The sequence below is a fragment of the Streptomyces sp. NBC_00306 genome, assembly GCF_036169555.1.
In the GTDB taxonomy this organism is placed as follows: domain Bacteria; phylum Actinomycetota; class Actinomycetes; order Streptomycetales; family Streptomycetaceae; genus Streptomyces; species Streptomyces achmelvichensis.
In genome coordinates this window covers 7,467,191-7,479,417 of sequence record NZ_CP108032.1, presented here as the reverse complement: position 1 = coordinate 7,479,417, position 12,227 = coordinate 7,467,191, and the positions used below count along the sequence as shown (strand labels likewise).

6 protein-coding genes are annotated in these 12,227 nt (G+C 70.9%); 2 read left to right on the top strand and 4 right to left on the bottom strand.

Annotated elements, in window-relative coordinates; genetic code table 11:
* The first annotated feature begins 153 nt into the window (after positions 1-153).
* Positions 154-3,060, top strand: a complete 2,907-nt coding sequence (locus OHA05_RS33420) for a helix-turn-helix transcriptional regulator (RefSeq protein ID WP_328862614.1) — start codon at positions 154-156, stop codon at positions 3,058-3,060.
* 31 nt (positions 3,061-3,091) lie between these two features.
* Here the strand turns inward: OHA05_RS33420 and OHA05_RS33415 are convergent, their stop codons facing one another.
* The 3 genes from OHA05_RS33415 to OHA05_RS33405 form a co-directional block, all read right to left on the bottom strand.
* Positions 3,092-6,469 (bottom strand): pyruvate carboxylase, encoded by a 3,378-nt coding sequence (locus OHA05_RS33415; RefSeq protein ID WP_328862613.1) that lies wholly within the window; start codon positions 6,467-6,469, stop codon positions 3,092-3,094.
* A 307-nt stretch (positions 6,470-6,776) separates the two neighbouring features.
* Complete coding sequence (locus tag OHA05_RS33410; RefSeq protein ID WP_313942509.1) at positions 6,777-7,835, bottom strand: NAD(+)/NADH kinase; 1,059 nt, start codon at positions 7,833-7,835, stop codon at positions 6,777-6,779.
* Between the two features lie 239 nt (positions 7,836-8,074).
* The gene (locus OHA05_RS33405) at positions 8,075-10,258 is read right to left on the bottom strand and encodes a discoidin domain-containing protein (protein WP_328862612.1); all 2,184 of its coding nucleotides are present in this window, start codon (positions 10,256-10,258) and stop codon (positions 8,075-8,077) included.
* 495 nt (positions 10,259-10,753) lie between these two features.
* Between OHA05_RS33405 and OHA05_RS33400 the strand changes: the two genes are divergently transcribed.
* Positions 10,754-11,281 (top strand): GNAT family N-acetyltransferase, encoded by a 528-nt coding sequence (locus OHA05_RS33400; protein ID WP_328862611.1) that lies wholly within the window; start codon positions 10,754-10,756, stop codon positions 11,279-11,281.
* A 122-nt stretch (positions 11,282-11,403) separates the two neighbouring features.
* Here the strand turns inward: OHA05_RS33400 and OHA05_RS33395 are convergent, their stop codons facing one another.
* On the bottom strand, positions 11,404-11,805 hold the full coding sequence (locus OHA05_RS33395; protein WP_328862610.1) for an SMI1/KNR4 family protein: 402 nt from the start codon (positions 11,803-11,805) through the stop codon (positions 11,404-11,406).
* Positions 11,806-12,227: the final 422 nt, after the last annotated feature.

Sequence of the window (12,227 nt, the reverse complement as noted above, 5' to 3'; positions counted from 1 at the left end):
CGCGTTCGCGGCACATTCCGCGGGCGCGCCCCACCGCCGTTCCCGGACCTCGCGTCCGAATGTCGGACGCGGGGCCTGGACTGCCGTGGCCTGATTCGTATGCTCTGCACTCACAGGCAGAGACCTGCGCAGGTCACAAGGGGGGTGAAGGGCGTGACGTCGACGGTTCACCGCCCCGCGCCGGTCGGGCGGGCCGAGCTCCTGGCCCGGCTCGAGCGGGTCCTGCACACCCGGGGGCGCGCGCTCCTCACCGGTCCCGCCGGAATCGGCAAGACGGAGATGGCCCTGGCCGCCGCCGCACAGGCCGAGTCCCGCGGCGAGACCGTGCTCTGGCTGGCCACATTGCCCGCCGACCGGGACATACCCGGAGCGGCGGCGGCCGCCCTTCTCGCGTCCGTCCGGGCCTCCGTGTCGTGGCCCGCCACTCACGCCCCCGGCGGGCCCGGCGGTCCCGGAGCGGCCGACGCACTCGAAGCACTGCCCGGACCGCAGCGCAGCGCCGTCGCCATGCTGTGCCGCGAGGCGCCCATCCCCGAGGGCGGTTGGGATCCCATCGCGCTGCGGCTCGCCCTGGCCCAGATCCTGCGGACCCTCGCCGCGCGGGCTCCGGTCCTGCTCGTCGTCGACGGCGTCCAGCACATCGACGCCGACAGCGCGGACCTGCTGCGCTTCGCGCTGCATCTGGCTCCGCCGGCGCTGCGGGTCATCGCCGCCGAGACCCCTTCCGCGTACTCCCCCACGGCTCCGGGACCCGGCGAGCCCCCGCAGGACCCGTCAGGCCCCGAAGCTCTGTGGGTGCCCTCCGAGGCGGATGTGCTGTTCGTGCCGGCCCTGCACGCCGACGAGATCGCCGAGCTCCTCGTCCACCACCGGCTGCCGTCCCGGATGGCCGGCCGTATCCACCGGGCCAGCGGCGGCAATCCCCGGCTGGCGCTCGCCGTCGGCCGTTCGCTCGCCGACGCCCGGACACCGGTCCACCACGCCGAGGCACTGTCGCTGTCGGGCCGTGCCCGCGACCTCGCCCGGCAGCTCCTGGGCGCCGCCTCCCCGGCCGTACGCGCCACCCTGCTGCTCGCCGCCCTGGCGCTGCGGCCGACAGCGGCTCTGATCCGCCGCGCGGGCCGCGCCACGGCAGAGGCCGACCTCGCCGCCGCCGAGCGGGCGAACCTCATCACGCTCACCGAGGACGGCACCGTCGCCTTCAGCGCCGGCGTCCTGCCGTCCACCCTCGTGCACGACGCCTGCTGGAACGAGCGCAGCGCGGGGCACACCGCACTGGCCCGCGTGGTCAACGACCCCGTCGAAGCGGTACGGCACCGGGCGCTGGCCGCCGACGCGCCCGACGAACACCTCGCGCAGGAGGTCGCCGCGGCGGCCGACACCGCGCGCCGCCGCGGCAACAGCGCCCTGGCCGCCGAACTCGCCCTGCTCGCCGCCGAGTCCACACCCGTCGAGCACGGCGGGAAGCGGATAGCGCGGCTCGTGGATGCGGCCGAGGAAGCCGCGCGGGCGGCGCGCGCGGATCTCGCGATGCGCGCCGCCACCGATCTGCTGGCCCGTGACGCCACCCCCGCCGACCGGGTGCGCGCTCGTCTCGCGGTGCTGGACACGGCGGGCCAGGGGCTCGGCGACCTCGACGAGACCTATGTGCACGCCATGGAGGACTCGGAGGACGACACGGCCCTGCGAGCGGCCGTCCAGCTCCGGCTGGCGGTCAAGTACGTGCTCGCCGACGGTGATCCCGTACGCTCCCGCGCGGCCGCCGTCGAATCGGCCCGGCTCGCAGCCTCGGTGGGCGACCGGCAGACGGCGACCCGGGCCCTGACGGTGCAGGCACGCATGGAACGGGTCCTCGGCTCCGCGGAGGAGCAGCGGGTGCTCGCGGAGGCGCGTGCGCTCGAACTGGTCGACCGTCCGCTCGGCATCCGCAACGCGGCCCAGATCCTGACGATCCGTCATGCCCTGTTCGACGACCGGCTCACCGACGCCCGCGATCAGCTGAACGCGCTGCTGCCGCTCGTCGAGCGGCGGGGCACCGTCGAGGACGCCATCGAACTCTTCCGGACGCTCGCGGAGATCGAGGCCCGCCAGGGCCTGTGTGCCGCGGCGGTGGCCCACGCCGGACGGTCCCTCGCCCTGACCCTGGAGGCCGGGCTGTCCCCCGGGCCCGCTTGGTACGCCCTGGCCCTCGCCGAGACCGCGGGCGGCAGCTTCGCGCGCGCCGCGAGCTACGCCCGGCGCAGTGTCCAGGCGTCCGAGGAGGAGGGTGACCGGGTCTTCCTCTCCCGCAGTCTCTACGCGCTCGGCCGGGTCCAACTCGTCGCAGGCGACGTGACGGAAGCCGTGGAGACGCTGCGCCGTGTCCGCGCGGACGAGCAGGCCCAGTCGACCGTCGACCCGTCGATGCTGCGCTGGCACGAGGAGTTGGCGGAGGCGCTGGTCGCCGGAGACGCCCCGGAGGAGGCCGCCTTCCTGCTGGCCGGTGTCCGCCCGGTGGCCGAACGGCTCGGCCGGACGACCGTACTGCTGGGCTGCGACCGGGCGTACGCGCTGTATCTGGCGGCGAGCGGCAAGCCCGAAGAGGCGGCGGAGCTGCTGACGGAGACCGCCGAGCGGTTCGACGCGGCGGGACTGCCGCTGGAGCGGGGGCGGGCCCTCATCGCGCTGGCCCGGGTCGAGCGCCGTCGCCGACGGCGCTCCTCCGCTCAGAGCGCCCTCCAGACGGCGGCCGCGGTCTTCGAACGCACGGGAGCACTGCCCTGGCTGGCGCTGGCGGCGGAGACGCCGTCCCGCTCGGCCGAGCCCGATCCCGCCCGCGGCGGCGCTCAGAACTCCCTGACGGAGGCGGAGCTGCGTCTCGCGGCACTGGTCCGTGAGGGCGCCAGCAACCAGGAGGCGGCGGCGAAGCTCTACCTCAGTGTGAAGACGGTCGAGGCCAGGCTGACCCGCATCTACCAGAAGCTGGACGTCCGTTCGCGCGCGCAGCTGGCCACCGCGCTCAACTCCTGGCCCGCGCACCGTCCGCCGCCGGAGACGACGGACGGCCCGGCGGGCCCCTGAGGGGCGCGCGCCGGACCGTCCGCGGTGTGCGTCAGCCGAGCTCGATGAGCAGATCGCCCGCCTCGACCTGCTGAATCCTGCCGATCGCGAGCCTGCTCACGGTGCCCGCGCTCTGGGCGGTGATGGACGCCTCCATCTTCATCGCCTCGATGGTGGCGACCGTCTGACCGGCGTCCACCGAATCACCCTCGGCGACCTGGAGGGTGACCACTCCGGCGAACGGCGCCGCGACATGACGCTCGTTGCCGCGCTCCGCCTTCTCCGCCGCCTTGACCTCGGTCGCGACGGACTCGTCCCGCACGGCCACCGGCCGCAACTGCCCGTTGAGGGTGGCCATGACCGTACGGAAGCCCCGCTCGTCGGCCTCCGAGATGGCCTCCAGCTCGATCAGCAGGGTCACTCCGGGTTCGAGGGTGACCGTGTGCTCGGTCTCGGGCTCCAGGCCGTAGAGGAAGTCCCGCGTCGGCAGGACCGAGGTGTCGCCGTAGGACTCACGGTGCGCCTCGAACTCCTTGGTCGGCCCGGGGAACAGCAGCCGGTTCAGGGTCGCCCTGCGCGTCTGAGCAAGACCTCGCCGGTCCTCGTCGTCGAGGGTCGGGGCGTCCGCCTTCTCCGGTCGGCCCTGCAGCGCACGGGTACGGAAGGGCTCCGGCCACCCGCCGGGCGGGTCGCCCAGCTCGCCGCGGAGAAACCCGATCACCGAGTCCGGTACATCGAACTTGCCCGGATCGGACTCGAAGTCCGAGGCCTCCACACCGGCGCCCACCAGATGCAGCGCCAGGTCGCCCACGACCTTCGACGACGGGGTCACCTTCACCAGGCGGCCCAGCATCCGGTCGGCCGCGGCGTAGCAGTCCTCGATCAGTTCGAACCGGTCGCCCAGGCCGAGCGCGATGGCCTGCTGGCGCAGGTTCGACAGCTGGCCGCCCGGAATCTCGTGGTGGTAGATCCGGCCGGTGGGCGAGGCGAGACCGGACTCGAACGGCGCGTAGACCTTCCGGGTCGCCTCCCAGTACGGCTCCAAATCACCGACCGCCTGGAGCGAGAGCCCGGTGGCCCGCTCGCTGTGGTCGGTCGCGGCGACCAGCGCCGACAGCGGCGGCTGGCTGGTGGTGCCCGCCATCGACGCGACGGCGGCGTCCACGGCGTCGACTCCCGCGTCGATCGCGGCGATCAGTGTCGCGAGCTGTCCGCCGGCCGTGTCGTGGGTGTGCAGATGCACCGGCAGATCGAACCGCTCCCGCAGCGCGGTCACCAGCGTGCGGGCGGCCGGCGGGCGCAGCAGGCCCGCCATGTCCTTGATGGCCAGGACGTGCGCCCCGGCCTCGACGATCTCCTCAGCGAGGCGCAGGTAGTAGTCCAGCGTGTAGAGGGACTCGGCGGGGTCGGAGAGATCGGCGGTGTAGCACAGGGCGACTTCCGCCAGGGCCGTACCCGTGGCCCGCACCGCGTCGATCGCCGGCCGCATCTGGTTGACGTCGTTGAGCGCGTCGAAGATGCGGAAGATGTCCATACCGGTCGCCGCGGCCTCGGCCACGAACGCCTCGGTCACCTCGGTCGGGTAGGGCGTGTAGCCGACGGTGTTGCGTCCGCGCAGCAGCATCTGCGTACAGATGTTGGGCACCGCTTCGCGCAGTTGAGCGAGCCGCTCCCAGGGGTCCTCGGCGAGGAAGCGCAGCGCCACGTCGTAGGTCGCGCCGCCCCAGCACTCCAGGCTGAGCAGTTCCGGAGCCGTCCGGGCGACGTAGGGAGCGACAGCGAGCAGATCGCGGGTCCGCACCCGGGTCGCGAGCAGGGACTGATGGGCGTCACGGAACGTCGTGTCGGTGACGGCCACGGCCTTCTGCCTGCGCAGTTCGGCGGCGAACGCCTCCGGCCCGAGAGCCGCGAGGCGCTGCCGGGAGCCGTCGGGCGCCGGTGTGGTGAGGGAGACGGCGGGCAGCTTGTCGACGGGGTCGATGACCTGCGGCCGCGGGCCGTGGGGCCGGTTGACGGTCGTCTCCGCGAGATAGCTGAGCATACGGCTGCCGCGGTCGGCGGAGGGGCGGGCCCGGATGAGCTCCGGGTGCTCGTCGATGAAGCTCGTGGTGATACGGCCGGCCCGGAAGTCGGGGTGGTCGAGCACCGCCCCGAGGAAGGGCAGGTTGGTGGACACACCGCGGATGCGGAACTCGGCGATGGCGCGGCGCGCCCGACGGGCGGCGTTCGCGAAGTCGTGCCCGTGGCAGGTCAGCTTGACGAGCATCGAGTCGAAGTGCGCGGACACCTCGGCGCCGGTGTGCACGGTGCCGCCGTCGAGCCGTACGCCGGGGCCGCCCGGTGACCGGTAGGCGGAAATGGTGCCGGTGTCGGGCCGGAAGCCGTTGGCCGGGTCCTCGGTGGTGATCCGGCACTGGAGCGCGGTGCCGTTCAGCTCGATGTCGTCCTGGGTGAGCCGCAGTTCCGGCAGCGACATCCCGGCCGCGATGCGCAGCTGTCCGATCACCAGGTCACGGCCGGTGACCTGCTCGGTGACCGTGTGCTCCACCTGGATGCGGGGGTTCATCTCGATGAAGACGTGGTTGCCGCGCTCGTCGACGAGGAACTCGACGGTGCCCGCGTTCACATAGCCGATGTGCCGGGCGAAGGCGACGGCGTCGGCGCAGATGCGCGCCCGCAGGTCGGGGTCCAGATTCGGGGCCGGGGCGATCTCGACGACCTTCTGGTGACGCCGCTGCACCGAGCAGTCGCGCTCGTACAGGTGCACCACGTTGCCCTCGGCGTCGGCGAGGATCTGCACCTCGATGTGGCGGGGGTTGACGACCGCCTGCTCGAGGAAGACCGTGGCGTCGCCGAACGCGGACTGCGCCTCGCGCATGGCCGCGTCGATGCATTCGCGCAGCTCGCCGGGCTCGGCGACCCGGCGCATGCCCCGGCCGCCGCCGCCGGCGACGGCCTTGACGAAGACGGGGAAGCCGATGTCCTCGGAGGCCGCCACGAGCGCGTCCACGTCGGTGGTCGGCTCCGACGACTTGAGGACCGGTACACCGGCCTCCTTCGCCGCCGCGACGGCACGGGCCTTGTTGCCGGTCAGATGGAGGACCGAGGCCGGCGGCCCGACGAACGTGATACCGGCCTCCGCGCAGGCGGCGGCCAGGTCCGGATTCTCCGAGAGGAATCCGTAGCCGGGGTAGATCGCGTCGGCCCCCGCCTTCTGGGCGGCCTTGACGACCTCGTCCACGGACAGGTAGGCCCGCACGGGATGGCCGGGTTCGCCGATCTGATACGCCTCGTCCGCTTTGGCCCGGTGCAATGAGTTGCGGTCCTCGTGCGGAAAGACCGCCACCGTGGAGATGCCGAGCTCGAACGCAGCGCGGAACGCGCGAATGGCGATCTCACCGCGGTTGGCGACCAATACCTTGCCGAACATCAAACTCCCCAGTCGTGTCGCGGGCCGGCGGCCTCGGGACGGGCGCTGTCGCCACCGGCGCCTGAGGCGTCCGGTGCCCTCGTGGAGGGTGTCGTCGTGGACGGTGTCGATGAGTTCGCTGATCAGTGCACCACGCTGTGCACCGCACCGGCCGATGTCTGGTGATGGGAGGCCGGAGCGTGGCCACCGTACCGGACGACCTGCGACGGATCGCGAAGCGGTGACGACCGGTGCGCGTAAGTTACCGGCCGGTTCGTCCAGCTCGCAACGGATGCCGCCGTGGGATGACCGACACCGCCCGCCTGTTTCAGACGTCGTAGCCAGGGGGCAGACGCAGGTGTTGCAGATCGGCGGGGACCGGTTCCGAGGCCGGCCACAGACGCGCGGGGTCGCCCGCCGCCGCGGCCGCCGGGGCGTCCGTGAGCCCCATCCGGTCCCGCAGCCGGCCGTAGAAGTCGGTCGGTCCGAACCGGATCACCCGCAGCCGGCGCTCGGCGGCGAAGACGCCGATCCAGTCGCCGGGGTCGAGCAGCCCCCGCAGCTGACCGTCGACGCTCACCGCGGCCCGTCCGGAGTGCGGCAGGACCCGCAGCCCGATCGGCTCGTCGGGGGCGGCGACGACGGACCGGTTGAAGGTCATGTGCGGGGCGACCGGAGTGAACACCACGGCCTCGGCGAACGGCGACACGACCGGACCGCCCGCGGCGAAACTGTAGGCGGTGGACCCGGTGGGCGTCGCGACCAGGACGGCGTCCGCGGAGTACGAGGCGAGCAGCCGCCCCGAGACGTAGACGCCCAGGGCGACCTGGCGGTCGCGGACGAGTTTCTCCACCACGACGTCGTTGACCGCCCGGACGTGCAGCGAGACTCCCCACCCGCCCTGGTCGGACTCGTCGGGGACGACCGGGGGCGGCAGCATCGGGCCCCGGCCGTAGCAGAGCACCGTCTCCATCTCCTGGGGCAGTTGGAGGCGACGTGAGGCACGCATGGTGAGCAGCATGCGGGTCTCCACCCGGGCGCGCCCGGCGTGCACGGCGTCGAGTGCCCGGCGGACGTCCGCCGCGGGGACCTCGGTGAGGAAACCCACCGTGCCCAGGTCCACCCCGAGGACGACCGCGTCGCTCTCGGCGGCCAGCCGGGCTCCCCGCAGGAAGGTGCCGTCACCGCCCAGAGTGACGATGAGATCGGGATGCCCGGCGGCATCGACCTCCTCACGCGCGCTGTGCCGCTGCTCGCCCAGGTTCCACACGTCGGTCTCGGTGCAGGCGATGTCGTTCTCCGCGCACCATGCGGTCACGACATCGGCCGCCGCCACGGCCTCGGGGCGCCCCCGGTGCACCACGAGTCCCACTCGCTTCACTGTCATGTCGTGTCCTCTCCGGTCGTACGCCTCGCACGATCAACGATCAGAGAGGTGTGCGGAGCGGACGCGGCGCGCCGCAGGCGGCTGGATGAGCCGTGCACGTTCACCCGGTAGTCGGCGGCACGGCATCCGGCCGGCACCGCGGAGTGCGGCGCCGGCCGGTGAGGTGAGCCCTCGGCGTGTCCCCAGAGGCACGCGCCTGCGGCCGGCGGGGCGGGCATGCCCGCCCCGCCGGACCCGGTCTACGGGAAGTTGGCGACGACCGAGGGCACGGTCGACGTTCCCGAGGTGGGTGAGCCGGTGTTGTTGATGACGTGCTCGTACTGCCCGTTGCCGCTGAGCGAGACGACGAGGAGGCCATGGAATCGGACGCCCGGTTTCACCGGGGCCTGGAAGCCGTGGTCCTGCCGGATCGTCGGGTCGACGTTGTAGTAGCAGTAGCTGCCCATCCCCCAGCCCTCGTGCGTGTTCACCGAGTCGGCGACCTTGTAGGCCGCGTACCCCTTGGTGCCGCCGTTCTGGATGGCGGCCTGGTTGGGTGCGTCGTACGCCTTCTCGTTCTGGAAGAAGATCGTTCTGCCGCGTTCGCCGTACCACTCCACGTCGTACTTGTTGAAGTGCTCGACGAACAGTCCGGTGGCCAGCACGTCGTCACCGTTGACCCGGACCCCGTAGTCGGCGCGGTTGGTCTCCCAGCCCACGCCGTCGCCGTGGTCGGCGCGCCACACCCAGGTGTGGTCGATGATCGCGTCGTCGCTGTTGACGACCATGCTGGTGGTGGCCTTGCCGGGGCCCGCGCCGCCGACGCGGATGAACACGTCCTGGACGGTCGTCGGGTTCGCCGCGTGGTCCGCCGACGATCCGGCCGGACCGACCTCCAGCAGGGTCGGGGAGTTGACCGGTCCCGCGTCGATGAGGAAGCCGGCCAGCTTCACACCGTCCACGTCGGCCACCTTCATGGCGGTCACACCGTTGTCCGGAATGATCGTGGCGAGCCCGAGACCGAGCACGATCGTGTTGGCACGGTTCACGTTGATCGTGCTGTCGACGTGGTACACGCCGGGGGTGAACAGTAGGTGCAACCCCTGGTCGAGGGCCGCGTTGATGGTGGCGGCGGTGGCACCGGGCTTGACCACGTAGAACCTGCTGAGCGGGACTGACTCGCCCTGCGGCGTGCCGTTGCCCCACGAGGTGCCGCGCGCCCCCACCCGCTTGGCGGGCGCGAACACCTTGTACTCGTTGCCGTCGAGGTACAGGAAGGGCTTCTCGCGGGAGACCGGCGTGGTCTCCAGCGTGGTGTACGGCGGGTTGGGGAAGCTCTGCGCCGGTGCCCCCTGTACACCGGAGAAGGTCATGTTCCAGACGCCGTTGGTCCAACCGCCGACCGAACTGTCACGGGTGTACCACTGCTGCTGCGAGTACGGGCCGACCGTGCCGTCGATCTTGCTGTCGGCGATGTAGCCGCCGCTGGCCCAGCCGTAACCGGTCGGCGCGAGGTTGAGCCCGCCCTTGACGTGCATACGGCGGAAGGGCGCGGCCTGGGAGACCGCCCAGCGGTTGGTGCCGTTGACCGGATTGAGCGCGAGGTTCTCGGCGGAGCGCCAGAAGTTCTGCGTGGCGTTGCCGTTGAACCAGCCGGCGTCGACGGTCACGTCCCCGTTGAAGGTGGTGTCGTCCGGGTTCAGCCCGAGGCCGGAGATGGAGGTGTAGAAGCCGATCTGCGCGTTGATGTTGTTGTACGTGCCGGGCTTGAAGAGCAGCTGGTAGCGGCCGCTGCCGAACTGCGCGGACTCCTGCTGCCGGAAGATCTGGTCGAGCCTGCCCTGGATGTTCGGGGTGGACGGGTCGAAGACGACGACGTTGGGGCCGAGGTCACCGCCGCCCGGTATCTGCGGGACGCCGTCCGTCGTGCCGTAGACCTTGAACTCCCAGAGCGAGTAGCCGTACTGGGTCGCACGGGCAGTGCCGTACACCCGGACGTAGCGCGCGGTGCCGGAGACGTTGAGCGTCTCGGTGCCGCCGGTCGCGGTGGTGGTGGAGTGCACGGTGGTCCAACTGGTGCCGTTGGTGGAGAACTCGACGCGGTACGCCTTGGCGTAGGCCGTCTCCCAGGCGAGGACGACCTGGTTCACCGTGGCACTGGTGCCGAGGTCGACTTGGATCCACTGCGGGTCGCTGAACGCGCTCGCCCACCGGGTGCCGTTGTCGCCGTCCACCGCGGCGGACGCGGGTGTCCCGCCGTTCTCCTGGCTGGAGGCGGTCACCGTCCTGCCCTGGGAGAGCAGGACGGGCGCCGCGTGCGCCGGCGAGGCGGGCAGGATACCGAGCAGGGTTGCGACGAGGGCGGTGATGACGAGTGCCGTCAATGTGCGGTGCTGCGCGGGGCCGGCGGGTGGGCGCAGGGGTCTGGCGAGGGTGGCGGGCATCAGCGGCTCCTGTGATGTCAGGGGTGGGGGCGAACGCGCGCATGAGAGAGCGCTCTCTCACCGTTGTCGATGCTCAACCTGTCAGACAGCCGCGTCAAGACTTGTGCACACGATCGTTCGTCAACTGCCCTTGCATGCCTGCTGTGTTCAGGATCTGAAGGCGTACGGCGGGGCCGGATCAACTCCTGTGGCCCTCAACGCCGTAACCGAGCACGCGAGTTGAATTGACCTGTCCGCAATACTTGACGGTTCAAAGGTGACGCCCATGCTCCCGGTTGCGGGGAGCGCTCTCTCTGTGCCGCAATACCCTCACCCGCTGGAGGAGTTCGCATGGACGTCCCGGGAAGGCACCGAGGAACACCCCGCAGGGCCGGCCCGCCACCGCCCTCCAGCGCCGAAGGGCGGCGAGCCCGAGCCGAAGAGCCCATCAGAGCCGGCTGAACCTCCACGGGGCAGTCGCCCGGCGACGTGTCCGGTGCACCAGAATGGTCTGGCATGACTTATGCGATCACCGCCGCTCAACCTGACGACGCCGCGACGTTGGGGCCCTTGCACCTGCGGAACTGGCTGCAGAACTACCTCAACGCAAACGCAGGGATCGATGAGTCCTGGATCCGTGAGCACCGCGGTTCATCCGCCACTGCGGAAGGCATCACGCAGTGGCGAGAGTTCATCGAGGTGGCGAACCAGCACCCCGCCCCGCACTTCTGCCGTGTCGTCCGGTCCGAGACGGAGATCGCCGGCTATCTCTGCGGCCACCGGGACCAATCGGTCACCCTCGGACCGATGCACTTGCTGGACCATGCCCAGGGTCAGGGACTCGGTGGCCACATGATGACGGAGTTCCTCACCTGGGCAGGGCCTTCACGCATCCGCCTGGGGGTCACCGACCACAACGAACGCGCGATCCGGTTCTACCGACGCCACGGCTTTGAGGTCACAGGCGAGCGCTACCTCTGGCGAGGAAGGCTGCCAACCCTGCCCATGACCCGCGAGGCCCCATCGGCCGCCGACTTCGGCTGAGCACGGGCATCGGGCCGTGCCCGGTCACGGCACCACCGTCATTTCTCGCGAACATCGCGAGCCGTGTTGATCAACAACTGCCGGCGACACGCGGATAGGCGCAAATGCCGTGAGGATGCCTTTCAGGAGGGCGAGGGCTCGGAGTCGTCCCATTTCCACCCGGTTTCGGGGAACTGCGCGAGCAGGGCTGAGAACGAAGTTGCCTGGTGGATGGCCGACGACCAGTCGTGAGCGGAGACGTCGAGCAGGACCAGAGACGGGGGTTCCTGCCGGAAGTCGTAGGTGAGCATTTCGCGGCTTCCGTCCCCGCCGATGACGACGCACCGGGGGAAGCGTTCCTGGAAGTCGCCGGCTTCATTGACTTCGATGAGCTCTGCAATGGCATTGATCATCAGGAAGTCGTCCGCAGGAGGAACGAACTGGGCCATGCTCCCCTCCGTAGCCAGGAAGTGTCGGTAGTCCTCGGGAAATCGGACTCCGAAGCGGCTCTCGGCCTGCGCGATCTGGTCGTCGTTCGAACTCATGAGGCCGTTCTATCAAGGCCGGTCACGCCTGGTGGCGGTGGCTGACTCGAGATGCGGTGAGCAGGACCCGCCTTCCGGAGGAGAGGAAGTTTCACTCCTCCGAACATCTGGCGTTTCGCACCTCGCCACGGCCGGTCACCGCGCAACCGCCGGCACCCCGTGTGGTGGCGAGATGGATCCCTCACTCGAAGGCCACGTCACCGGATCAAGATGCTCAAACGCCGGACGTTCGGCCGGGCCGGCGTCGCGCTGCTCCGCAAGCGAGTCCCGTTGGCTCACCGATCGATGTCAGAGGCGCGCGACCCGGCGGACGGTTGAGCAAGGGAACCTCAGCAATTGCTCAAATGAGTTGATCATCCCACCAAGATCGATAATGTTCATTCTGCTCCACCGAACACGACGCTCTACAGCGGCAGTAGCGT